Source organism: Deltaproteobacteria bacterium, from assembly GCA_016208165.1.
In the GTDB taxonomy this organism is placed as follows: domain Bacteria; phylum Desulfobacterota; class Desulfarculia; order JACQYL01; family JACQYL01; genus JACQYL01.
This window is the reverse complement of sequence record JACQYL010000110.1, coordinates 1-24787: the sequence shown is the minus strand read 5'-3', so window position 1 is coordinate 24787 and position 24787 is coordinate 1. Positions and strand designations below refer to the sequence as shown.

21 protein-coding genes and 4 tRNA genes are annotated in these 24787 nt (G+C 54.2%); 10 read left to right on the top strand and 15 right to left on the bottom strand.

Annotated elements, in window-relative coordinates; genetic code table 11:
- Nucleotides 1–188 (top strand): transposase (locus tag HY788_19900; GenBank protein MBI4776405.1); only part of this gene is annotated, 188 nt, incomplete at its 5' end.
- Between the two features lie 386 nt (nt 189–574).
- On the opposite strand, the gene HY788_19895 is transcribed toward HY788_19900, so the two are convergent.
- The 9 genes from HY788_19895 to HY788_19855 form a co-directional block, all read right to left on the bottom strand.
- Nucleotides 575–1804, bottom strand: a complete 1230-nt coding sequence (locus HY788_19895; protein ID MBI4776404.1) for a transcriptional regulator — start codon at nt 1802–1804, stop codon at nt 575–577.
- Complete coding sequence (locus HY788_19890) at nt 1805–2104, bottom strand: type II toxin-antitoxin system HigB family toxin (protein ID MBI4776403.1); 300 nt, start codon at nt 2102–2104, stop codon at nt 1805–1807.
- A gap of 71 nt (nt 2105–2175) precedes the next feature.
- Entirely contained in the window at nt 2176–3105 is a 930-nt protein-coding gene (locus tag HY788_19885) for a formylglycine-generating enzyme family protein (protein MBI4776402.1), read from the bottom strand.
- Nucleotides 3106–3385: 280 nt separating this feature from the next.
- Nucleotides 3386–3460 (bottom strand) — tRNA-Val (locus HY788_19880).
- 89 nt (nt 3461–3549) lie between these two features.
- Complete coding sequence (lon, locus tag HY788_19875) at nt 3550–5985, bottom strand: endopeptidase La (protein ID MBI4776401.1); 2436 nt, start codon at nt 5983–5985, stop codon at nt 3550–3552.
- A 378-nt stretch (nt 5986–6363) separates the two neighbouring features.
- The gene (gene clpX / locus HY788_19870; GenBank protein MBI4776400.1) at nt 6364–7617 is read right to left on the bottom strand and encodes an ATP-dependent Clp protease ATP-binding subunit ClpX; all 1254 of its coding nucleotides are present in this window, start codon (nt 7615–7617) and stop codon (nt 6364–6366) included.
- A gap of 113 nt (nt 7618–7730) precedes the next feature.
- Nucleotides 7731–8327, bottom strand: a complete 597-nt coding sequence (gene clpP / locus HY788_19865; GenBank protein MBI4776399.1) for an ATP-dependent Clp endopeptidase proteolytic subunit ClpP — start codon at nt 8325–8327, stop codon at nt 7731–7733.
- Between the two features lies 1 nt (nt 8328).
- On the bottom strand, nt 8329–9651 hold the full coding sequence (gene tig, locus HY788_19860; GenBank protein MBI4776398.1) for a trigger factor: 1323 nt from the start codon (nt 9649–9651) through the stop codon (nt 8329–8331).
- A gap of 23 nt (nt 9652–9674) precedes the next feature.
- A tRNA-Leu gene (locus HY788_19855) sits at nt 9675–9759 on the bottom strand.
- A 215-nt stretch (nt 9760–9974) separates the two neighbouring features.
- Between HY788_19855 and rph the strand changes: the two genes are divergently transcribed.
- From rph to HY788_19835, 4 genes are all read left to right on the top strand, one after another.
- Complete coding sequence (gene rph, locus HY788_19850) at nt 9975–10691, top strand: ribonuclease PH (protein ID MBI4776397.1); 717 nt, start codon at nt 9975–9977, stop codon at nt 10689–10691.
- 208 nt (nt 10692–10899) lie between these two features.
- Nucleotides 10900–10977, top strand: a tRNA-Pro gene (locus tag HY788_19845).
- A 60-nt stretch (nt 10978–11037) separates the two neighbouring features.
- Entirely contained in the window at nt 11038–11712 is a 675-nt protein-coding gene (locus HY788_19840; GenBank protein ID MBI4776396.1) for a lysophospholipid acyltransferase family protein, read from the top strand.
- Nucleotides 11696–12028, top strand: a complete 333-nt coding sequence (locus HY788_19835) for a hypothetical protein (protein MBI4776395.1) — start codon at nt 11696–11698, stop codon at nt 12026–12028. Before HY788_19840 ends, HY788_19835 begins: the two co-directional genes overlap by 17 nt.
- A 236-nt stretch (nt 12029–12264) precedes the next feature.
- On the opposite strand, the gene HY788_19830 is transcribed toward HY788_19835, so the two are convergent.
- Both HY788_19830 and HY788_19825 read right to left on the bottom strand, forming a co-directional pair.
- Nucleotides 12265–12546 carry a hypothetical protein gene (locus HY788_19830; protein ID MBI4776394.1) on the bottom strand — a complete coding sequence of 94 codons (282 nt, stop codon included), beginning with the start codon at nt 12544–12546 and terminating at the stop codon, nt 12265–12267.
- Between the two features lie 264 nt (nt 12547–12810).
- The gene (locus HY788_19825) at nt 12811–13272 is read right to left on the bottom strand and encodes a Cys-tRNA(Pro) deacylase (GenBank protein ID MBI4776393.1); all 462 of its coding nucleotides are present in this window, start codon (nt 13270–13272) and stop codon (nt 12811–12813) included.
- A gap of 334 nt (nt 13273–13606) precedes the next feature.
- On the opposite strand from HY788_19825, the gene HY788_19820 reads away from it, so the two are divergent.
- Nucleotides 13607–13683: transfer RNA gene (locus HY788_19820), tRNA-Arg, on the top strand.
- A 1656-nt stretch (nt 13684–15339) separates the two neighbouring features.
- Here HY788_19820 and HY788_19815 read toward each other — a convergent pair.
- The 4 genes from HY788_19815 to HY788_19800 all read right to left on the bottom strand — a co-directional run bounded on the left by HY788_19815 (nt 15340) and on the right by HY788_19800 (nt 19027).
- Entirely contained in the window at nt 15340–15999 is a 660-nt protein-coding gene (locus tag HY788_19815) for a response regulator transcription factor (GenBank protein MBI4776392.1), read from the bottom strand.
- A complete protein-coding gene (locus HY788_19810) occupies nt 15992–17329 on the bottom strand; it encodes a sensor histidine kinase (protein MBI4776391.1) in 1338 nt (445 codons plus the stop codon). The genes HY788_19815 and HY788_19810 overlap by 8 nt, the downstream gene beginning before the upstream one ends.
- A gap of 135 nt (nt 17330–17464) precedes the next feature.
- The gene (locus tag HY788_19805) at nt 17465–18658 is read right to left on the bottom strand and encodes a CoA transferase (protein MBI4776390.1); all 1194 of its coding nucleotides are present in this window, start codon (nt 18656–18658) and stop codon (nt 17465–17467) included.
- Nucleotides 18659–18736: 78 nt separating this feature from the next.
- The gene (locus tag HY788_19800) at nt 18737–19027 is read right to left on the bottom strand and encodes a hypothetical protein (GenBank protein MBI4776389.1); all 291 of its coding nucleotides are present in this window, start codon (nt 19025–19027) and stop codon (nt 18737–18739) included.
- A 50-nt stretch (nt 19028–19077) separates the two neighbouring features.
- Here HY788_19800 and HY788_19795 point away from each other — a divergent pair, with 50 nt between their 5' ends.
- The 4 genes from HY788_19795 (at nt 19078) to HY788_19780 (ending at nt 24582) form a co-directional block, all read left to right on the top strand.
- Entirely contained in the window at nt 19078–20757 is a 1680-nt protein-coding gene (locus HY788_19795) for a radical SAM protein (protein ID MBI4776388.1), read from the top strand.
- 354 nt (nt 20758–21111) lie between these two features.
- Nucleotides 21112–22074, top strand: a complete 963-nt coding sequence (locus HY788_19790) for a HAMP domain-containing histidine kinase (GenBank protein ID MBI4776387.1) — start codon at nt 21112–21114, stop codon at nt 22072–22074.
- 17 nt (nt 22075–22091) lie between these two features.
- The gene (locus tag HY788_19785; GenBank protein ID MBI4776386.1) at nt 22092–22838 is read left to right on the top strand and encodes a response regulator transcription factor; all 747 of its coding nucleotides are present in this window, start codon (nt 22092–22094) and stop codon (nt 22836–22838) included.
- A gap of 46 nt (nt 22839–22884) precedes the next feature.
- Nucleotides 22885–24582, top strand: coding sequence for a hypothetical protein (locus HY788_19780; protein ID MBI4776385.1), 1698 nt, complete (start codon nt 22885–22887; stop codon nt 24580–24582).
- Nucleotides 24583–24787 lie beyond the last annotated feature (205 nt).

Sequence of the window (24787 nt, the reverse complement as noted above, 5' to 3'; positions counted from 1 at the left end):
TGCGCGACAAGAAACTCCAATTGCCGTGGGACGAGGTGCTCACGGATCTGGACGCGTTCAAGGCCGTTCATTTCCAATGGGACGACCGGGAATACCTGCCGCGAACCGAGTGCCAAGGCTGCGCCCACGGCGTCTTTCAGGCCGTGGGCGTGAAACCGCCCCCGACTCTGCAACCCATAAGCTTGTGAACGCGTACTGCCAAGAACACCTTTGTCTCTTGTAACCCGTTGATATGCCAAAAGCTTTTTAGAACAACTGTCGAACTTGAGGTTAATGGCATCGCATTCGACATCCTTGCTACAGACAGGAATTTTGTAGAAGGTTCGGACAAAGGGGACATAGCGCGGTATCAGTTTTATTTGTCAGAAGATCAGATAGTTATATACATTAAGGATGAAATGACCGGAAAGGAGTTGGCAGATCGCTCCTATATTCTTTTTAATGGTGAGCGAATCGACTTGCTAACATTTTAGCCGGAGCCGTCCACGTATGAGAGATAGATGAATTCCCCATGGCGTTTCCGGAAGAAAGGACGCCGAGCCACCAATAACTGAGGCAGGATTCTAAGTTAAGGTTATGGTGCAGTATCGGAGCAGCTTTCTGCAAAGTGCTTGCTAACTTGGCCGTTGCCAACATATCTGGACAGTAACCTATAGTTGTTTTGTTCATACCGTACCCTCCCCGCAACGATTGCGGGATGGATTTTTAACTGTTCGGCCAAAGAATAGATCTTGGTGGTTGTTGCTTTCCCTCCAATCGGGTTCTTCTCCCACACTTTTTGTGGCACCAGGGCTTCCCGAGCCATTTCATCGGCTTCTTTTTCGATTTTATTCTCCGAGTCGGCGTCATGGGGCCTCAAGTCTAAATCATCGATGATGATCCGATCTGATGTGGTCAGGTGTTTGGAAACATGTGCAAGCTCATGTAACAAACAAAACCAGAAATTATCAATTCTGTCATGGCGAAGCGTCAGACCAACTACCGGTGTTCCATCCTGCATTAACATAGCGGCCCCATCCAGATAGGTCTTGGGCAGGTGGCGAACCACAATTAGGTGAATCCCCTGTTTTCCCAAATACTCTTTTGCCAATAAAGGGCCGTTTTCAAAATAGCTCAGCCGGGCTATTTCCTGCTGCGCACTCTGTCTGATCGAACCAGCGGCATATTTGCCTCTTAGGGGATTTTCTCGGGCGAGCGCCAACACACGAATACACCACGCCGTCAGGGCATATGGATCCATTTTCGAGCTGCAGCGCACGTAGTGGCCCTGACGAAAAAGCGCTACTGGAACCGATCCCATTCCGCCGGCCCGCGCAATAAAGTTGCGTATCAACTCTTCGGCATTCTCCTTTGGGTTTTTCACCTTTGGTATCCAACATCGGATAGACATTTCAACCAACGGAAATTTAGTCCACTGCAGATCTTGCATTTCTTCCGGAAAACAGGCATCCGGCTCGTTTAGCAACACCTCGGCCGGTATCCCTAGATTTTTATTGAGGGACCTCATCATGGCCAGTGTAAGCGGGCGCTTGCCGTTCAAGACCTCGGATACCTTACTCTTGTTGCCAATATATGGGATCATGTGTTTCTGCGTCAGCTCCAGTTGTTCCATCCGGAACTTGATCGCCTGGATGGGATCAGGCGGATCGATGGGAAAGTGCTGATCCTCATACATCTCCACAAGTGCGGTCAGTAATTCGAGTTCGTCGATCTCGGGCGTGTCCGGCTGAGCATCCATGAGAGCTTCGATGCGTGATAACGCCTTTTCGTAGTCTTCTTCAGTCTTTATCAGGCGACTAATCATTCAGATCACCTCCGCATCGATGTTGTCGTACTCTTTGTGGGTTCCAATAAACCGTAAAAAGACGGTTTTTGAGTGATAGTTAATCCTCACGATAAGTCGGTATTTATTGCCTGCAATGTTAAATACAACCCTATTGCCCCCGATAATACTGGCCGATCTATATCGATGTTTAACGTCTGCCGGAGAAGTCCATTGAGCGTGACAGGCTTCATTGTACCACGCTTTCAACGGCTCCTTGGCGTCTTGGCGGCTCGATTGTTCATAGAATTCGACCAATTTCTTTCTCGAGATTACATGCATAATCTAATTGGTTCCCAAACTAATGTCAACAAATAGGTTCCCCCAAAGGGAACTTTTCATAAAGATAGAATCTAATCCTCTTTCACGAGACGGAAGCCCAAGCGGCCGTTCGAATAGCCAGGAACGAGCCATCCGCGATACGAACAGCGAACCATGGTGGCTTCCCACCTCCAGCAGCCTCCACGACCCACGTGGTCGCCCCTCCCACTATTTACTATCGGGTTTTCTCGGCGGTGCTTCGAATAGGCATTCTCATCGTAGATGTCCGCGCACCACTCCCAAACATTCCCGCTCATGTCATAGATTCCAAGACCATTTGGAGCCTTTGAGCCAACGGCATGAGTGGCGCTGTCGCTGTTGGACGAGTACCATGCGGCCTGGTCTACATCGTGCCCACCGGAGTATTTCTCCGGCTTGCCTCCGCTTCTGCAGGCATACTCCCATTCGGCTTCCGTGGGAAGGCGGTAGTACCTATCCGGAAATCTCGTATTTAGCGTCGCGATGAATGTCTTGGCATCGTTCCACGAGACTTGCACAACCGGATATTCGTCACCCTTCTCGAAATACGATGGATCGTATTCCTCGTTCTCGTTCCAAGAAATTTGTATTTTCGGATAGTAGTCGCCTTTCGTGGGAAACGAATCGGTGTCTCCAGTGTTCCAAGAGACTTGCACAAGCGGATCGTACTCACCCTTCCCTGAGTGCGATGGACTGCTCCCCATGATCCGCTTCCATTGCCCTTGAGTAACTTCGTATTTGCCAATCCAGAAGCCGCCCACACAGACTTCATGTACGGGCTTTTCATCTTCTTCACAGCCGCCTGTCCAATCCCCGCAGCCCATCTCGTAACAGCCTCCAGGAACCCAAACGAATTTCATACCAGTAATTGGCTCCGTCCAATCACTTGGGTGGTCAAGTTGTGAGCTTTGTTCAATAACGGCGGGTTTTCCAGCACAAGACAAGGCCAGAATGCAGATTATGATAAAAAACAGCTTCTGCATGGAGCGGAGCCTCCGTTGTGGAAGGAAGCAGGATGTGCGGGAAATTAGGCGAGTTTAGCGCGATATGGCGGACAATTCAAGGGACGGAATACAGTCACGCTTCCATGACGGGAATCCGTCATCGAAGCGTTTGGGTTGGGATCAAGATGGGGATGTTTTTCGAGGGCGCGAAAGGTCGATTTGGGAGGTAAATCTCCCCGCTGTGTTGGGGATACTGTTGGGGAAATTCACAACAGCAAACAAAAAGGGCCTACGATTTCTCGTAAGCCCTCGATTTTATTGGTAGGCGGGACAGGGGTTGAACCTGCGACCCTCGGCTTGTAAGGCCGATGCTCTCCCACTGAGCTACCCGCCCCCTGTGTATTCGTTCAGGGAGCGCCTTTTATACCGGATTTCATGCATCCTTTCAACCCAAAAGGCGATCCGGGAAGGCGGGTTTTGGTCTCAATGGGCTTTGGACACGTCCGGATTCTCCTCTCCGCTCGGAACCATATACGGAGGCAAGGTATCCCGCGGCTCGATGAAGAGCGAGTCCGGATCCTCGAGCACCAGCGCGTTCTTCAGCACCTCGTCCATGTGTTTCACCGGTCGGACGTCGAGGGCTTTGAGGATCTTGGCGGGGATCTCCTTGAGATCCTTCCGGTTGTCCTCCGGAATCAGGACGATCTTAATCCCGGCCCTGTGCGCGGCCAGCAGTTTCTCTTTCAGACCGCCGATGGGCAGCACGCGGCCCCTCAGCGTGATTTCTCCGGTCATGGCCGTATCCGATCGGAGCGGGATCCGAGTCAGAGCGGAAACCATCGAGCTGGCCAGGGCGATGCCCGCCGACGGACCGTCCTTGGGAATGGCGCCTTCCGGAACGTGCACGTGAATGTCGATTTTCTGATAGAAATCACGCGGCAGATCCAGGTACCGGGCCCTCGATCGCACGTAGCTCATGGCCGCCTGCGCGGACTCCTGCATCACGTCTCCCAGCTTACCCGTAGTCGTCAACTTGCCCTTGCCTGGAAGAATGATCGTCTCGGTCTGCAGGATATCGCCGCCCACTTCGGTCCAGGCGAGACCCGTGGAAACGCCCACCTCGTCCTTCTCTTCCGCTCTTCCGTAATGGAACTTAGGAATGCCCAGGTATTTTTCGAGGCTGCTCGCCGACACCTTGATGTGGGTGTCCGGGCCTTTGGCAACGACCTCTTTGGCGCATTTACGGCACACCGACGCGATTTCGCGTTCCAGATTTCGAACGCCGGCCTCGCGGCTGTAGCGGCGAATGATTTCCAGAATGGCGTTGTCCGAAAACTCGATGTTCTCCGCCGTAAGTCCGTTGGCTTCCGACTGCTTCTTTACCAGAAACCCCTTGGCAATGTTCAGCTTTTCGTACTCCGTATACCCCGGGAGACGGATGATTTCCATCCGGTCCTGCAGAGGCATGGGGATGGAATACAACGTGTTCGCCGTGGTGATGAACATGACTTCGGACAGATCGTAGTCCACATCCAGGTAGTGGTCATTGAATGCGAAGTTCTGCTCCGGATCCAACACCTCGAGCAAGGCCGCGGAAGGATCGCCCCTGAAGTCCATGCTCATCTTGTCCACTTCGTCCAGACAGAACACCGGGTTGTTGCTCTTGACCTTCTTGAGGCTCTGGATGATCTTGCCGGGCAACGCACCGATGTAGGTTCTGCGGTGCCCGCGGATCTCCGCCTCGTCCCGCACGCCGCCCAATGAAAGGCGGATGAAGTTCCGGCCGGTGGCCCGGGCGACCGAACGCGCGATGGACGTCTTGCCGACACCCGGAGGACCCACCAGACACAGAATGGGTCCGCGTATCTTTTTCACCAGGGTCTGCACGGCCAGATATTCCAGAATGCGCTCTTTGGGTTTCTCGAGACCGTAATGATCCTCGTCCAGTATATTCTGGGCGACTTCGACATCCAGCTTATCCGTGGTCTTTTCATACCAGGGAAGCGACAACAGCCAGTCTACGTAATTCCTGGACACCGTTGCTTCGGCGGACATGGGGGACATCATTTTCAGCTTCTTGATTTCGTGCCTTATCTTGTCCTTGGCTTCCTTGGGCATGCGCTTCTGTTTGAGACGACGTTCGAGGTCCTGGATTTCGCTCTTGAAATCGTCCTTCTCCCCCATCTCTTTCTGGATGGCGCGCATCTGCTCGTTCAGATAGTATTCTTTCTGCGTCTTTTCCATCTGCTTTTTGACGCGAGACTTGATGCGATGGTCGATCTCGAGGATTTCAATCTCGGATCTCATGTATTCGTAGAGCTTCTCCATGCGTTTGACCACATCGGCCAGTTCCAGCAATTTTTGTTTGTTGGGGAGCTTTAGGCTCAAATGGCCGGAAATGGTGTCCGCCAGCTGGGAAGCGTCCGCGATGCCGCGCACGGCCTGTAAAATCTCTCCGGGTAGCTTCTTGTTGAGCTTGACGTACTCCTCGAAGGTTTCCCGAATACTCCGCGTAAGCGCCTCCATCTCGGCGTCTTCACCTTTCGATTCGGCGACCCGTTCGACTTCGACAAGATAGAATTTGTCATTGGGCAAATAATCCTTGATGAGGCCCCGATGTCTTCCTTCCACGAGGACCTTTACGGTTCCGTCCGGAAGTTTCAACAGTTGCAGGATGGTGCCTATGGTGCCCACGGCAAAAATATCTTTTTCCTTGGGATTGTCCACGGACGGGTCCGTCTGGCTCGACAGAAAAATACTCTTGTCTCCCGCCATGGCATGTTCAAGCGCCTGGATGGATTTGTCTCTTCCAACGAAGAGAGGCGCCACCATATGCGGGAATATCACGATATCTCTTAATGGCAGCAGTGGTAGATTCAATTTAGACCCCAATATGTTTCTTAAGGGATTGGAAAACATATCTTCCCTCTTTTTCTGGATGGTTTTTGCTAAGCACGATAAACTCTTTCCAACTTTCAAAAAAAAGTTAAGGACGTCGGAATTGAAGTCAATACTCGCGCTTCCTTTTTGGCAAGGGTTGCTGCTTTGGAAAACTGGGATATCTATGACTTTGAGAGCTCGGGCCGTGCTGTGAAAGGTCCGCTTTTTCTACTAGTGCGGAGCTTCGAATGGAAAACGCCAATCCGTTCGGGAAGGGGCAAGTACGTTCTTTCGAGATCACAGAGGCCCGCTTTCCGGGCCGACTGGTCTTCCATGGGATGACCTCCGTTTCCAGGAGGTCATCCCATAGGCTGATTGGACAAAACGCGCCGGAGGATCTTGGGGGCCGGGTCCGTCTTAAGCGGATTCGGCCCGGCTTTCATACATGAGAATCGGTTTGGCTCCGCGCAGGATGACATCTTCGTTGATCACGCATTCCCGAACGCCCTCCATGGAGGGCAGCTCATACATGATATTGAGCATGGCGTTTTCCATAATGGCCCGAAGTCCTCGAGCTCCGGATTCCCGTTTCAGCGCTTCTTTGGCAATCGCCTTCAAAGACGAGTCGGTAAACCGAAGCAGAACGTCCTCCATCTCGAACAGTTTCTGATACTGTTTGGTCAGCGCGTTCCTGGGGTCCGTGAGGATCTGCACCAGCGCCTGCTCGCTCAAGGGACCGAGCGTGGCAATCACCGGCAACCGTCCTATGAACTCGGGGATGAGCCCATACTTCAGGAGATCCTCCGGCTGAGTCTGCTCGAGGATTTCTCCCAGGGGTCGCTCCTTTTGAGTGATCAGGTCCGCTCCGAATCCGATGCTCTTGGCGCCGATACGGGACTGGATGAGCTTATCCAGACCGTTGAAGGCGCCGCCGCAAATGAAGAGGATGTTGGTCGTGTCGACCTTTACAAATTCCTGCTGCGGATGCTTGCGCCCGCCCTTGGGCGGGACACTGGCCATGGTGCCTTCGATGATCTTGAGCAGGGCCTGCTGAACTCCCTCTCCGGACACATCCCGTGTAATGGATGGGTTGTCCGACTTTCGGGCGATCTTATCGATCTCGTCGATGTACACGATCCCCTTCTGCGCCTTTTCAATGTCGTATTCGGCATTCTGGAGCAGGCTGAGAATGATGTTTTCGACGTCCTCACCCACATATCCGGCTTCCGTCAACGAGGTGGCGTCCGCGATGGTGAAGGGTACGTTCAGTATCTTGGCCAGAGTCTGAGCCAGCAATGTCTTTCCACACCCGGTAGGGCCGATCAACAGTATGTTGCTCTTCTGCAGCTCGACTCCGTCCAGGTCGACTCCGCTTTCAATGCGTTTGTAGTGGTTGTGCACCGCTACGGCCAATATTTTCTTGGCGCGATCCTGATCGATCACGTATTCGTCGATAATCGATTTGATCGCGGAGGGCTTGGGAATACCCGCGCCCTCTTTTCCAGCTTCTTCTTTTTCGTATTCTTCCGCAATAATCTCGTTGCAGAGTTCGATACATTCGTCACAAATGTACACGGAAGGTCCGGCGATGAGCTTCTTTACCTCTTCCTGACTCTTACCACAGAACGAGCATAGCAGATCCGCGCCTTTACCATTGTCTTTTTTAGCCATAAGTGTTGTCTCCCTTTGGCTAATGTGCCTTTAACCAGATAGACCGTTAGAGGCGTCTGAAAGATTAATCATTGCGATGGCTCGTCGGGACGCCAATGGAACCCAACAAGGAATCAGGCGCACACGCCGGGAACCCGGCTCACGATCACGTCGTCGATGATGCCGTATTCCTTGGCCTGCTTTCCATCCATAAAGAAATCCCGTTCCGTATCCTCTCGAATGCGCTCTATGGGCTGGCACGTGTGCTTGGCCAGGATCTGATTCAGCGATTCGCGCAGGCGTAGAATCTCTCTCGCCTGAATTTCAACGTCCGTCGCCTGTCCCTGAAACCCGCCCATGGGCTGGTGGATCATGATACTCGAGTGGGGCAGGGCGTGACGCTTTCCTTTGGCGCCGGCGGCCAGCAATAACGCGCCCATGCTGGAGGCCTGCCCCATGCAAATCGTGGAAACCGCCGGTTTGATATATTGCATGGTGTCGTAAATGGCCAATCCGGCCGTCACCGACCCCCCGGGGGAATGTACATACAGATGGATGTCCTTCTCCGGGTCTTCCGATTCCAGAAACAACATCTGCGCGATGACCAGATTCGCCATCATGTCGTCCACGGGCTGCCCCAGGAAAATGATCCTGTCTTTGAGCAGTCGCGAGTAGATGTCATACGCCCGTTCACCTCGGCTGCTTTGCTCGACTACAATAGGTACCAGCATATCAGTCTATTGTTCCTTCCTTTTCACTATCCGTCGGTTCCGGCGGCTTTGAAATGAAAGTAGCATGATCACAGATGGCTTTCAAAATCTTTTCTTCGAGCAGTTGATCCTTGAACGTGTCCACCATATTGTTTTTTTGATACACACCCTTGATGAACTCTTTGTCCTGCCCCATCTGTTTCGCTACTTTCCGATAGCCCTCGTCCAACTCCTCGTCCGATACCTCGATCCCCTCTTTGGAACCCACGGCATTCAACAGAAGAGAAGCCCGAACTCGTTCCTCAGCGACCGAAACGTTGGATTTTCTCCATTCATCGAGATCAATCCCCGCCGCCTCCAGCGTAATGCCTTGCTGAACCAGCCGGCGCTGAAAGTTCTCGACGAGCGAACTCAGCTCATACTCGACCAAGACCTCCGGAACTTCAAAAGAGTGGGTCTCTATAAGCCGTTTGATGATCTGACTGTTGAGAACGGTCTGGACACGCTGGTTTTCCCTTTGGGTCAAGTCCTCGCGGATTTTTTTCCGGAGTTCCTCGACGGTATCCGCTTCCGCATCCAACTCCTTGGCGAAGTCGTCGTCCAACTCGGGAAGCACTTTTTCTTTGATATCGACCACCTTCAGGGAATACTTGACCGTTTTCCCGGCCACGGACTTGAGTTCGTGATCTTCCGGATAGGTGATCACCACGTCCTTTTGATCGTCCTTGGAATGGCCGACCAACCCCTTTTCAAGCTCCGGAAACCGGTTCTTGCCCAATTCGATATGAACGTTCTCGTGTTTGCTCTCTTCAACCGGCTGTTCGTCGATGAACCGTTCATAGTCCACAATGGCGACGTCGCCCTCGCGCAAGGCCCGATCCGCGACAGGTTCGAGGCGGGAATGCGCCTCCTGTACTCGACGCAGATAGTCTTCGACCTGGTCGTCCGTCACCTGGATTTCTTCCTTCTCCAATTCCAGACCGAAATAGCCGTCCACTTTGAATTCCGGTTTGACTTCTACGGTGGCCGTGTAGGAGAAGTCCTGATCCTTCGCCAGGGTTCCTTTTTCCAGAGTCGGTGTTCCCAGCGGTTTAAGGTTTTGTTCCTCTACAGCTTTGGGATAGCTCTCTCCGATCAGTTTGGACGACACGTCGGCTGTAGCCGCGTCCCGATACATCCGCTCGATCATTCCCATGGGCGCTTTACCGGGGCGGAACCCCTTGATGTTCGCACGCTTTCGAACATCAATAAAATATTCGGTCAACTCCTTGGCGACTTGCTCTCTGGGAATGGCTACGCTAACCCGCTTCTTGACCTGATTCACCTCTTCAACAGATACTTTCATGCGCTTCCTCGAATAATAAATTCTGGTGCGAGAGAGGGGACTCGAACCCCTACGGTGCGAACCGCTGGATCCTAAATCCAGTGCGTCTACCAGTTCCGCCACTCTCGCATGGCATCATGCAATAGATAGTGGCGAATAGCGCAACCTTCATAGATTTGTCAAGATTCTTACCCCGACTATATTGCCAAAATAATTAGGGGAATGGTACAAGTCAAGCCAAGGAAGGAAACTTACGATCGGACGGGTCGCCAACTATTCAAGGCTGTACTTCCGTAAGACCGGTGAAGCGGAGCGGATTGCAGAGGTGGGAAAGGAGAAAAACGATGAGATCCGGAGGAAGAGGTCCTCTTGAAGTCAGACCGGTTCGGATCGAAAAAGCCGTGCTGAAATACGCGGAGGGTTCCGCCCTGATCCGCATGGGAGACACCCAGGTGCTGTGCGCCGCTTCCGTAAAGGATGAAGTTCCCGGTTTTCGCGAAGCGGCCGGCGCAGGATGGGTGACCGCCGAATATTCCCTATTGCCCAGGTCCACGCGGGAAAGGGTCGATCGTGAAGCCGCCAAAGGACGCATCAAAGGCAGGACCCACGAAATTCAACGCATGATCGGCCGTTCGCTGCGTGCGGCGGTGGATCTAGAGGCTATGGGACCGATGACCGTTCAGATCGATTGCGACGTGCTGCAGGCGGACGGAGGCACTCGAACCGCCGCCGTCACGGGAGCGTTCGTGGCGCTATATCAGGCCTTCGAGACCATCCGAGGGCAAGGGCGGCTGGACGCATCGCCCATTCGGGAGAGCGTGGCCGCTGTGAGCGCCGGCATCGTGGGCGGAGAAATCCTCCTGGATCTGGATTACGACGAAGACCGGAAGGCCCAGGTGGACTTGAACCTGGTGATGACGTCCGCGGGGCGGTTCGTCGAGATTCAGGGCGCCGCCGAGGGAGCGCCTTTCGATCACGGACAATTGAAGGATCTGCTGAACGCGGCCGAAACGGGTATCCGGCGTCTGCTCGATGTCCAAAAGGCCGTCCTCGAGTTGTAAGAACCTTCGCCTGGTCGTTGAACCGCCGGTCCGCTGTTTGTGTCGGCCTGACATGCTTAAAACACCTTGAAATGCGTTCGGCCCTGTGATAGCTGAGAACGCAAGATCATCTACCGCCTGATGCAACGGCGTCAAGAAGACCCAGGAATACGTACGGACAACGAGAAACCCGGGGCGGAGTCGAGAACTCTCCCTTTCGTTTCGCATGCGGGGCGTGGCGCAGTCTGGTTAGCGCGCGTGCCTTGGGAGCACGAGGTCGGAGGTTCAAATCCTCTCGCCCCGACCAAACCGCCGTATTCTTCCGGCGCCAGCCGACGCATCAGGCCCCGAGGCGTGTTTGTCGGTTATGGGGGATTCACTCGAAAACCTGAAGCTCGATCTGATTTCTTACGTCGGAACTCCTCTGGTGAAAGCCTGGTTTTCCACCGTTCGCGTGGATATTCTCAAGCCCGGCAACTTCCAGCGCATCCTATCCCGAAAAGAACGGTTCATCTTTGCCACCTGGCACAGGGGAGCCATTTTTTTCCTGTATCACCTGGGGTATATCCACGCCATGGTGATGTTCAGCCAGAGCCGGGACGGCGAGTATATCACCCGTTTCGCCGAGCGAACGGGCACCATACCCGCACGCGGGTCCAGCAGCCGGGGGGGTGGGGAAGCCCTGCGGAAGATGGTGCGACACCTGAAAAACGGGGGGCTGTACTGCTCGACCGTGCTGGACGGTCCCAGGGGTCCCGCGTTCAAGTCAAAACCGGGCATGGTGCTTCTGGCGCAGCTCACCGGAGTGCCCGTCATGCCGGTGCTGTGGTCGACCCGTAATCCCATTACGTTCAAAAAAACATGGGATGCGACCATGTTGCCGAGGCCTTTCGGCAAGGCGGTGGTCCTGTACGAAGATCCGATTGTCGTGCCGCGCGGCGGCCCGGAAGTGCTCGAAACGTACAACCGGATTCTCGAACGTCGGCTGAACGAGATGAAAGACCGGCTGGATCGGATGTGCGGATATGCATCTCCGGTTTAGGGGATTCCGGACCTGGTCCTGTCTGATTCAATCCGCGCTTTCAGTGATCTTTCTGATTTTCGGCATCGATCTGCTCCTGGCCGCCTACGCCCTCACATCCCCGCAGTATTTCGTACTTACCTTTTTTGCGTCCAATCTGATCATTCTCATCAGCGCGGTGGTGCTCATCGGAGGCATTGTCCGCTGGTTCCGCGGGGAACCGGAAGAGGAAGCAGCGCCGCCCCTCGAAGCCCCGGTCGAGGACGGTGACGCCACGAAGAACGGCTCTGACGACTGTAGGGTTGGTGATGATCAGTCACGGGGGGAAAACCTTTGAAATCCCGCCCCCGGGCGGGGTTCCCCCCGCGCCCCTCTTTCAAAACTTCTCAGTCCGGGCGCCACCCCTCGACAAGATCAGGGCAGGCTCCTGCGGAAGGCGCTTGCGGGTCAATCGCCTCTTGGGGGAAGCTCCTGAGCCATCCCTCAGCGATCCCGCCTTCATTCCCTGTTATCGATACGTTTTGGACTTTCCGTTACCGTTCCCACAGAGAGAAGGAAGCCCCCCGCATCCATTCAAGTAGAATACAATGGGTTGTGCGTGCTCTCCTTGCGAAACTTGTGCATGGGATCCCGAACCTCGTGCAGCTTTTTCAGGACCAGTCTGCGGGCAAAGTCCGGTTTGGACAAATAGGGAAGGGCGCTTTTCAGATAGGCATCGATCAATGTTTTTTGGATGGTATCCAAGTCATTTTCGCCGATGAAATTCCGCTCCTCGTGCGCTTCGTACCGGACCTTCGTTCCATATTCCTTCAGAAGTTCCTCATATACGGCTTCTGGTTCCGATTCATTTATCAAGTGTTCCTTTAGAATATCCACCTCGATGGTAAAGACCAGGGATTCTCATCCGCATGGTGCGTGTTCGCTATGTCCCCAAAAACTGCTTCCGCGGAAGCGGCAGCAAGGTATCTCTCTGTCTCTTAAGACTGTGCGACAATTCAGAAACGTCATTCCGGACGAACGCAGTGAGATCCGGAATCCTGAAAAATTCAATGAATCCAAAGAATCCAGGATCGAGGCCGGCATTGGCGGAGGAGGACGAATGGTGACACACCCGCTTGGTCATTGAGATACGGTAATCGTGCGCGCGGAGGCCGCTTTCAGAATGTCCCGGGGCGACATGATCAGCAGGGTTCCCCGCTGTCCGCCGTTGATCGCCACTTCTCGATGATCCAGTAATGACGCTTCCATGTACACGGGCAGCCTCTTCTTGCTGCCGAAAGGACTGATGCCTCCCACGAGGTAGCCCGTGAGGCGTTCCGCTGTTTTGGTATCCGCCAGGGCGGCTCGTTTGGCTTTCAGCGCCTTGGCGAGGGCTTTCATATCCGCCTGCACGTGCCCCGGCATGAGCAGAAAAACCGGACCCTCGGGGGACACATCCACCACCAGCGTCTTGATGGTCTGCTCCAAAGGCAACCCGATGGCCTGCGAAGCGAATTCCGCCCCCTTCTCGATATGCTCGTATTTCACGACCCCGTAAGGGACGCCTTGTTTACCCAGAAACTGGATCGCTCGAGTGGACATATGTAGGAACCTGAATCTTTTATCGAGCCGGAGGGAACCTTTTTGGAAAAAGGTTCCCTCCGGACCTCCCACCCAAAACCTTTAGGCGGGCGCCACGCGCCGTGCGCGAGGCACAGGACAAGCCGCGAACATGCTCAGGTCATTGCTTTATTAACTGCTGAACGGTGAGGAGTAACCTACACTGGGAGCTCGTGGATTTCAAGTGGGTATGGCGCCGGGGCGTGGCTTCCGGCGGGGTCAGGGATCGGCGAGGGAAAACTTTGATCGACCCTCTGCGGAAAGGCATGCTGAATGGTTGACTTTATACGACGCTTCCGCTACAAGGAGAACGCGTGGGCGATTAGCTCAGTTGGATAGAGCGTTGGTCTCCGGAACCAAAGGTCGTGAGTTCGAATCTCGCATCGCCCACCACTCACTTCAAGGTCTTACCTGATCCCTTTTCCTTCCGAATACTTCGATGAACCCCCGCGTGTGCTTACGGAGTGTCTTTTGAGCAGTTGGTTCCGACCTTCTAATAGATGATCTCAGCGATCCGGTTCTTTGCATGCCGCGCAATAGAAAAGCCGGGTCCGTGAAGGATCCGGCTTTTCTATCAACCATCATGGCTTGTGGATTCGGAACTTCTCTTAGAATATGAAGATATCGTCCCGTTCCGTAAGAATTGCCCTTCAAAACTTATGGCGCCGGACAGTATCCACATTCGGAGCAAGCGTCCGAACAGCAATCTCCTAAGCTCAAACATTTATCATCACAATAACAACCTCCCGGCGCCATGCCGCCGCAGTGACCGACACAAGAGTTGGGGTCGCCGCAGCCGGGATCGTTTGCGCAATCTGAATCACTGCAATCCGCTAGTCCATCGCCGTCGTTGTCAAAGCCATCGTTACAGACTTCGGAGGTTGTACCGCCGCACGCAGGTCCGGTTGGGTCGCAGCCGCAATATTCGTCTGCACATTGGGAGTCCCAATCAGTCGTACAGCAATAAGAATCCATTTGCTGTACCTGACTGACACAGGTTCCGTTGGGGTAAAGAGTAGGATCCGGTGCCACAGTGCAGGATCCCGTACAGGTAGGCCCGGTTGGGTCACAGCCGCAATATTCGTCTGCACATATGGAGTCCCAATCAGTCGTACAGCAATAAGGATCCATTTGTTGTACATGACTGACACAGGTTCCGTTGGGGTAAAGGGCCGGGTCTGGTACCACACTACACGATGCCGTGCAGGTAGGATCATTTGCGCAATCCGAATCACTGCAATCCGTCAGTCCATCGCAGTCGTTGTCCAAGCCATCGCCACAAACTTCGGTTTCACAGCAACACGTGAAATAGGTCGCCCAGTTTTTTCCTGAGAAAGCGATACCTTCCGCCCAAGCGGTTTCCTTCCGGCAAACGTCGTCCACACAGTCGGATGTGTCCAGCACCACTGCGTGCGCGGCGAACACCGCGCAGGGGGCTTGGCAAACTTCACCGGCCGCATTCAGCGGTTGGACGCCCGGGAAAGAGAACGTGGCGGCGCCGGCGGGCGGATAGGCCTTATGATCGAACTTGCCCGGTATTGGGTTTCCGTTTTTTTGAGGCACATCATTCGAATTGCAGGCGACGTCCAAATGCACTTCCGTGATCTGCCAGGCTCCTGTGGTCTGGTACGTCACAGTCCACGTGAGACCTCCGTCGTTTGAATAAGTCGTGACAGTACCCACGACTTGTGCGCTTTCTTCGTTGCCTCCACCGGCGATCAGGTCGACGGTGCAAGCGGCTCCCATTGCAGCAGCCGGCGCTAACAGTAGAACACCAATCAGAAACAACACTAACTTCTTCATGCCCTCGCCCTCCTTTTCAAATTAAGCCAGACAAAAACCAACGATGCTTTTACCCCCGCCAAGAGGCTGAAATGGCCTGGGAGGGGCAAACCGCCGGGCCTACCGAGAATGGATCGGAATACCCTCTCTGGATGAACCATAGCAGGGAGGAGCAGGCTTGTATGCAACGGGATCTGCTTACATGGGTGCAAGGGGAAACCCTTACGCTCTTGTAAGTGAATTCCCCCGCACGGAAGTAGTGTGGAATCAGAAGGTGTGCTTATGGAAATAACTAATGGCGTGGCGCCGGAGTTCGCTCATCCCTTCCAGGCCCAGCTTTACCAGAATACGGGCGCAGTAGGATTCAACTGTACGGGTGCTGATGTCCATGGCCGCGGCGATCTGCTTGGTAGTCTCGCCTTGACCCAAGAGACGGTAGACCTTTTTCTCCTGACGGCTCAACTCCCCGTAGACCTCGTCCGTTTGCCCGGATATGGCCTGTTGGGCCAAAGCGACAGCCGCCCTGGGGCTGACGAACCTGCGGCCCGCGGCCACCTCTCGAATGGCCAAGGCGAGCACCCCATGAACCTCCCGCTTCGTGACATATCCGAGAGCACCGGCGGAGAAGGCGCTCACGATGCGCCGTCCGTCTTCGTGCATCGAGTAGACCAGAGAAGGCAGAGCGCGCTCACGCAGATCTTCGAGAAGGGCGAAGCCGTCCTCATCACCCAGCGAAAGATCCACAAGCACCACATCCGGTTGATGCTCGTCCACGCGCGCCAGAGCCTCGGCGCACCCGCCCGCTTCCGCGCAAACAGTGATTCCCTCCGTCCCCAGCAGCAACCCCAGACCCTGGCGAACCGCCGGGTGGTCATCTACAATCAGGACTCGGAGGGGCTTCGAGCTGTTCTCCCGGTCGTTATCCATGGCTCGCCTCTTTGCTGACCTCCCTCTGTTTTTCCAGCCTGGCGAGGTTGCCGCGCGGTACTTGGCAGGACACGCGGGTTCCTCCCGCAGGCGCGGGACTTACAGTGAGCTCACCATCCAACAGGCTCGCCCGATAGGCCATTGTTCGGAAGCCCATACCGACCGCCGACGTCCCGTCGGGCACACCGTCTCCGTCATCTTCCACCTCCAGAAGCAGGACATCCTCGCCTCCCCGCAACGTCACGGCGATCCGACCGGCATGTGCATGCCGTGCCGCGTTGCTCACGGCTTCCTGAGCGATGCGGTAAAGATGCTGGGCGGTCGAGGATTCGGGGACATTCACATTACCCGTGGTTTCGAACCGGCAAGATATGCCGGACGCTTCCCCGGTCCGCTTGATGAGTAGTCCCAGGGCCGTGGCAAGCGCCGCGGGGTCCGAATCCAGCGGCCCCAGCCCCTGAGCTACCGTGTGGGCCTCGTCGATGGATTCCTCGATCAGCGACGAGAGCATGCTGAGTTCTCCCACCGCCAGATTTTCACCCAGCCCCAGTCGCCGCTTCAGCGCTTCGCAGCGAAGAAGCGCTCCGGTCAGCTTCTGGCAAACGCCATCGTGAATGTCGTTTCCCAGTCGCCGTCGCTCCTCATCCCCGACCCGGATCACCTCATGCTCCAAACGCCGCCTCTCCTGCATCTCATATTCGAGTTTACGGTATGCCGCGGCCCGCTCGCGAGTCTCTCGTTCCAGCCTCCCCAATGACTGCATCAGGAACTGGAGGAAGCGGTTCAACAGGATCACAGGGGCGAACAGCAATGCCAACATCGCAGCCGCCTGTGTCCAGGCGAGGCGCGATGGAATCGGAGGTCCCGTTGAGGCGTTGAGCACTGCAGGCAGCACCTGGCCGGTGTGGAAAAATGGGACGAAGAAGAGGGCCGCGGCGCTGAACGCCGTGGCGGCCCAACCCTCCCGCGAACCGAGCAGTACGATTGTGAAGATCGGCAACGCAATCGGCAACGCGCGCGCGAAGGAACCATGGGGAATGGAGACACCCATTAGTATCGCCAGCGCATACCCGCAGGCCAGGATTACCCACGCTCGCGCCCGGAATTCGATCCGGCGCCAGAGAGCAAAAGATAGGAGCGTAAGGTAGCACCCGGCCACTGCGACTCGCACCAGCCCTCCGAGCGGTGGGCCCTGTCCTGTGACCAGGAGAACGATTGCCGGCAGGTAGACAATGGCGCTGACGGGCAGGAATATGTTTGCAACCGTGTGACGCCAATTGACTAGTACACTCTCCACGGCGCTGTCTTCCGGAGTTGGTCCATGATGCATCCCGGGAAATCCTCGTTTAGTCCGAATTCGGCAGCGGATCTTATGTCTGAGAAATCTTCACTGCTTGAAGGGAGCCTGAGGGAAACTTTTCAAAGTTTCCCTCAGTAGAATAGAATGATTTTCTGCAACTCAGCACTAGACGATCTTCTTGGCGATCAACTCGGACAACTGCTCCAACGTGTACCCCAAAAGCTGGGAGTAGATCTCTTCGTTATGCTGTCCCAGCAGGGGAGCGGGCGTGACCTCGAGTTTCGCGTCTCCGATCCGGACTGGAGAGGCCAATTGCTTGAACGTTCCCCGTTGGGGATGCGTAATTTCCACAATCATCTCTCGTTCGAGGAGGTGAGGATCCTCTAGGAGTTCCGCGCTGTCCATGACCATGCCGCAAGGGACTCCGCGCGCCACGAGGCTTTCCATGACGTTCTTCTTTGGTTTGTCTGCCGTCCAGTTCGCGATCATGCCGTCCACCTCGTCCCTGTGTTTCCAGTAGCGGTCCGCGCTTCGCTCGAAACCCGGCGCGTGGGCCATGTCGCTTCTGCCGATGACCTCGCAGAGATTCGCCCACTGGTCCGGCGTGAGGGCCCCGATAACCACATACCCGTCGCTGGTGGGGTAGGTGTCCCACGGGCAGTTGCCCACATACCGGCTTCCAATGCGCGGTATGGGTTTCCCCGTGTGGTAGTGCCCCTGATAGGCCGAGCGCAGCAGGTTCAGGATGGACTCCTGGAGCGAAACCTCGACCAACTCGCCCTTGCCGGTTGTTTGTCGATGGAATAGGGCCGCAAGGGCGCCGATGGTAAGATTGAGTCCGCCCACCACGTCTCCGATGGACGGACCGCACCGCACCGGCGGCCGGTCGGGATACCCGGTGCAGGACACGGCTCCGCCCATGGCCTGGGCAATGATGTCAAACGCGGGGTAGTCCCGGTACTTGCCTGAAAGACCATACCCGCTGATGGACGCATAGATGAGGCGCGGATTGATCTCCTGGAGCATCTCCCGTCCCAGACCCAGCCGGTCCATGGTTCCCGGCCTGAAATTCTCGACGACCACGTCGGCCAGGGCGACCAGTTTTTTGAACAGGGTTTTCCCCTCGTCGCTCTTCAGATTCAGCGTGATGCTCTTCTTGTTCGAGTTCAACATCAGGAAGTACCAGCAGTCTCCCTCATCGAGGTTCTCCAGAAACTGGGTTCGCGCCGGTTCTCCGACTCCCGGCCTTTCGACCTTGATCACTTCCGCACCGAGGTATCCTAACAACAATGTGCAACTCGGGCCGGATTCGAACTGTGTGAGATCGAGCACCCGAACCCCTTCCAGCGGTTTGGTCATGTTCCACGCTCCTCGCTTTCGTTGCCGTAGATGGATGGGTTGAGACCGTCTTCGAATAAAACGGTCCGAACCCGGCCATTATGGCATGTTTTCAAGTGAAAAAAAACGGCGCATTTCCGAATCCGCTTCTTCACCAAAACGACGGTATTCGAAAGAAGCGTCGATGGCGGATTCGACCCCGTCCCATGGCGCGAGAATCCGGATATGAGCCGGTCGTTTCGAGGCTGTTTGTCCTGCCGAATTTCGGGGGGTATCGAGGTAACCGTGGGAAGATAACCGCACGCGCACGACAACTTCAAAAGATAACTTTGACATTTGTTTTACAAAGCCTTTCTTCGTTTTGCTGTATACTGCGTCATTTAAGTTCAAGAGAAAAACACAATCTCAACATCAAACAACATTCTCACTAAGGGAGACCGATGAAATTATTACTTACTTCCGTATTCGGGCCGTATGGGGTTGATGATGAATACGGCGAAAAAGAAAATAAGATGGAGCTCTTTCACAATCAGGTCACCAGAGAACAGGGCATATTCTCCTACAGATTCAATCATGGAAGCCAGGGGCTCTATTTCTTGAAAGAAAATATAGATACGCCCACCACAGTACTGGATTTTCCGACCTTTAAACGCTTTAAACAGGAATTGAGAAACGGATATGATTACATTGGAATCAGCTTTATCATACCCAATTTCAAGAAAGCCAAGGCGATGGCGCGAGCCATTCGTAAATTGTCGCCGACATCAAAAATCATTCTGGGAGGCCACGGGGTAAATATCCCGAATATCGAAGGGATGATCGATCATGATGTGATATGCAAAGGTGAGGGCGTCTATTTCCTGAGAAAACTTTTGGGGGAAAACGTCGATAAACCCATCAGGCATCCTCTCGAATACAGCTCTTTCAACAGGCAGGTCATGGGGGCGCCCTGGCCGTCCGACTCCGGCATTCTTATAACGGGCCTCGGGTGTGTGAATAAGTGCCGTTTTTGCGCCACCTCGCACTTCTTTGGTAATTATATTCCATACTTAAAAACCGGTCAGGAGATCTTTGATGTCTGCTGCCGCTACGAAGACGAAAAAGGTATCACGGATTTCGGGGTGTTGGATGAAAACTTTTTGAAAATGAAAGATCGTGCGCTGGAATTGCTGGAACTGATGGAAAAGAACGATCGTTACTTTACTTTTGCCATCTTCAGTTCCGCCGAAACCCTGAAAGGGATCGGTGACCTGGATATTCTCGTGCGTATGGGGATTACCTTTGTCTGGATCGGCGTTGAATCGAAAAAAGAGGTCTATGCCAAGAACAAAAATACCGATTTTCAGACTCTTTTTATGCAATTAAGGAAAAGGGGCATCAGCGTTTTGGCATCGTTGATCCTGTTTAATGAGGACCACGATAAAAATACGATCTGGGAAGATGTGGACTTTGTGACCGCGTTGAATCCGGATTATCTGCAATTCTCGCCCTTGGGACCGATCCCGGGAACAAAACTATACAATGATTATGAAAAACAGGGAAAAGTAATCAAAGATATCCCCTATGAATCCCAACACGGTCAGGGGAAAATTTGGTTTCATCACGATCATTTTTCAAGAGATGAATCGGAGGCTTTTCTGCGTACCGCTTTTAAAACGGATTACAAAAGAAACGGCGCTTCCATGTTACGAGCCATAAAAACGTCTTTGGGGGGCTACTTATATTGCAGTGACCATGCGGATGAACGCATTCGAAGACGTTCGAAGAATTTCCAAAAGCGCCTTAAAATGATGCGATATTTTCTCGGCGCTTCGACCATTTTTGCTGAAAACCGGCGGAGTGAAACGCTGTTAAAGGAAATCAAGAAATCCTATCGTTCACAATTCGGCAGGATGAATCTCTCTGCCCGGTTCATGTCGTTATTGGTCGTTTTCTTTAGCATCAAAGAGTACTTGCGATGCCGGATCGTTGGAGACCTGAGAGTGCCGAAAACATCCTATCGTCCATTCAATAAGGTTTACGGGCATGAGGAGCAACCGGCCAAATCCTCCTATGCCGTTGGGTTGAACCGGAAATTCCGTACCGTAGGGACGAACAGCCTGGGCATCAGTGAGGGGTAAACGCGCACCTTCATCACGGGGAATTGGAACACCTTGAGCTTGAATTCCATCCTGCGACAGGCGGTGAATACCTCATCGCCTGTCTTGCCGGATCCTATCCATTGACTCTTCCCTGAGTCACCGTCCTTCCCGAAAAACGGCGCGAACCCGTGTTTCGTCACTGGTACGATCCGATCACGGGGTATTTGAGGAATCCTTCCCCGGGAAGGGTTCCCAGAGCCCCACGTATCTTCAGAATGCTAACGGTTGAATTCACGCCCCTTCGGGAATAGAATCATGAATAAAAGGGACGGACCCTATGTCTCACTAACGCAGCGAAAACCACCATTCAGGGTGACACCGGAGTTGGCGGCGATGAGTCAATTGAAGTGGTTTCTTCACCCGATTCTTATATTCATCTTTTCCATCGCGGCCGTGGCCCTGTCCCTCATATTGTACATCTACTGGTATGTGGAGGTCAGTACGGGGTTGAAGAGCGTGATCGAGAGAGGCAAGCTCGATCCCGATCAGGTTCTGGCTTCGCAAACCTGGGTAGTGATACTGGTGCTCTCCATCCTTGTGGGGATCATCCTGATGGGCCTGTTCACCATCTTTGTTTATAATCAAAAGACATTCCAGCTCTACCGCCTCCAGCGTAACTTTATCAGCAATTTTACACACGAACTGAAAACCCCCGTCACGTCGTTGAAACTGTATCTGGAGACGTTTCGGAAATATGAGCTGACCCGGGAAGAGCAACTCAGGTATATCGGGTACATGGTTCAGGACGCCGACCGGCTGACCCACCATATCAACCGCATCTTGGACCTCGCAAGAGTCGAGAGCAAGACCTATGGCGGAGAGTTCGTGAGGGAGGACCTCGTTCAGGAGGTCGGGCGGTTTTATGAAAAGAACCGTCATCTCTTCGATGGGTCTGAAATACACATCCACAATCCTTCGGGACGATCCTTCCAGTACCCCGTCAATCCCGCCCTGTTCGAGATTCTGCTGATGAATCTGTTCACCAATGCGATCAAGTATAATGAATCCGAAATTCCCCGGCTGGACATCACCTTTGAACCTGGGGGGAGGCGATTGCATATCCGTTTTGAAGACAACGGCATCGGACTTCCGAAGTCGGAATTCCGGAAGGTCTTCAGAAAATTTTATCAGATCGGCCGCTCGGACGATATGTCGGCTAAGGGTACCGGCCTCGGCCTGCATCTGGTTGAAAACATCGCCCGGTTGCATAAAGGAAGAATGACCGCCGAATCGAGAGGGAGTGGAAAGGGTTCCGTTTTTTCCCTGATTCTGCCCCTGAAAGCTCCCGGGGCTTGACCGGGATGAGGGCTTCTATGGGTGATTCCGCCGAGACACGAATCCTGGTGGTGGAAGATGAAGCGCACCTGGCGGAGGGTCTGAAACTGAACCTGACGCTTAAAGGGTATGATGTGACGATCGCCGCGGATGGGAACTCGGCCCTGCAAAAGTGGAAAGAATGGCGGCCGGACTTGATCGTGCTGGACATCATGCTCCCGGGGATTGACGGGCTGTCGGTCCTTCGAAATATCCGTCTCGAGGACGAACGTCTTCCGATTCTGATACTGTCGGCCAGAGGAGAGCCCGATGACCGGATAAAGGGGTTCTCGTACGGCGTGGACGATTATCTTGCCAAGCCTTTTAATCTGGATGAGTTTTTGCTCCGGGTGGAGCGGCTTTTGACGCGGCAGACCTGGACCCGGGGAGGGTCCGGATCAGACGCAAAAAACGTTTCCTCACTGCCCCGGATCTATGAGTTCGGCGGAAACAGGATCGATTTTCAGACCCTGAAGGCCGACGGTCCGTCCGGGCCGATCAGCCTGACCGAGCAGGAAGCCAGGCTTTTGAGGCTTTTTATTGCCAACCGAGGTAAACCCCTTTCGAGAAGAAAACTCCTGGAAATCGGCTGGGGGTACCCTCGAGGCACCACAACGAGGACAGTAGACAATTTCATTGTCAGATTCAGGAAATATTTTGAACGCGACCCCAAAAGGCCCGTCTATTTTAAAAGCCTCCGATCGGTGGGATATCTCTTCGATCACGACCCGGACACGAAGGAATGATCGCCCCGCTTTTATAGGAATCGATATCGGGTCCGTTGCCATATCGATGGCTGAAGTCACTTCTGAAAAGGAAATCGGCAAGACCGCCTATCAATTTCATCATGGCGATATCCCGGAAACGCTGACCAGGATGATGAACGATTTTGATCCGGAGCGGATTTCCGGTGTCGCCGCCACATCGTCAACCCCGTCGATTCTCAAAGCGGACCGGAGATATGACAACCGGATCGCCGTGATCGAAGCTGCAAGTCGCTTTCATAAAAAGATCGGCGCCATTCTGATCGTCGGGGGCTCTGCCTACGGTTTGATCGGTTTCGACGAGAATGGCCGCTACCGCAGTTTCCGGACCAACACCTCATGTGCGGCGGGGACCGGCAGTTTTCTCGATCAACAGGCGCGGCGGTTGAATCTGGAAAGCACGGAAGCGCTGAGCGAGAAAGCGTTCAGCAACAGAGAGAGCATACCCAAAATCGCATCGAGGTGCGCCGTCTTTGCGAAAACCGATCTGGTGCACGCTCAACAGGAAGGATACACCCTCGAACAGATCTGCGACGGGTTGTGCTACGGTCTTGCCAAGAACATCGTGGATATGCTTGCTCTGGACAGGGAACCGTTTAACCCCGTGCTTTTTACCGGCGGCGTGTCCGGAAATCGGGCGGTGGTTCGGCATATCGCATCCATTTCCGGAAAAGAGATCATCGTAGATGAAACCGGCGTTTATGGGGCCATCGGCGCGGCATTTCTCCTGGTTGACGAAGGGGTCGGAGAGAACGTTGCGCCGTTTAAGACGGCGGACGATCTGCTGGGCCCTGAAACCGTCCCCAAAAAGTATTTCCACGACCGGCTCGAACTGACTCTTTCCCAATATCCGGAGTTCGGAGGCCTCGAGAAATACGAATACGCCGCCGTCGATACGGGCGTTTCCTGCCCCGTGGAAGTGGATATCTATGAAACCCTCACCCCCGCATCCGACTATGAAGTGATCCTGGGCGTGGATGTCGGATCCACGAGCACCAAGGCCGTTCTCCTCAATCCCGATCGCCGGGTGCTCGCCGGCTTCTACACCGCCACCGCCGGGAGACCGGTCGCCGCCGTCCAGAGATTGTTTTCATCCATGGATGACATGGCTGAAAAACGGAACATCGGCTTGCGGATGATGGGAGCCGCAACAACCGGGTCCGGGAGGAAATTCGCGGGGAAGATTATCGGCGCGGATATCGTGGTTGACGAGATCACGGCTCACGCCAGAGCCGCCTGCGAGATCGATCCGGACGTGGACACCATCATCGAGATCGGCGGGCAGGACTCGAAATTTACCACCTTAAAAGACGGCAGGGTCACGTTCTCCATCATGAATAACGTGTGCGCCGCCGGAACGGGGAGCTTTATCGAGGAGCAGGCCCGGACCCTGGGATGTCCGTTGGCGGAGTATTCCTCGAGAACCGAAGGTCAAAAGTCCCCCATTGTGAGCGACCGGTGCACCGTGTTCATGGAAAGGGACATGAACCATTATCTCTCTGAAGGATATACTGTTGATGAAGTGCTTGCCTCCGTGCTCCATGCCATCAGGGAAAACTACCTCACCAAGGTGGCCATTGAAGGGAGCATTGGAAACACCGTATTCTTCCAAGGGGCCACGGCAAAGAATAGGGCTCTCGTAGCCGCCTTCGAGCAGCGGCTGCAAAAACCCATACATGTTTCCAAGTACTGCCATCTAACCGGGGCGTGGGGGGCCGCCCCATAAGCGCTAACTTAAGGATTTCTTTTTTGCCAAGTTTATGGTACCATTGTCACCAAAGGGGGTGGCAATGGAGCGTTTCGTTTTTACAGAAGAAATGGAGGATTGGGAAGTACTTTTGGGCTTTCTTCCCAGTGGTTGGCGATCCAAAGCAAAAGACCTTGGTGCTGTTGTACGATACCGTAAGTTCTTGGATGCTGAGGATCTGTTG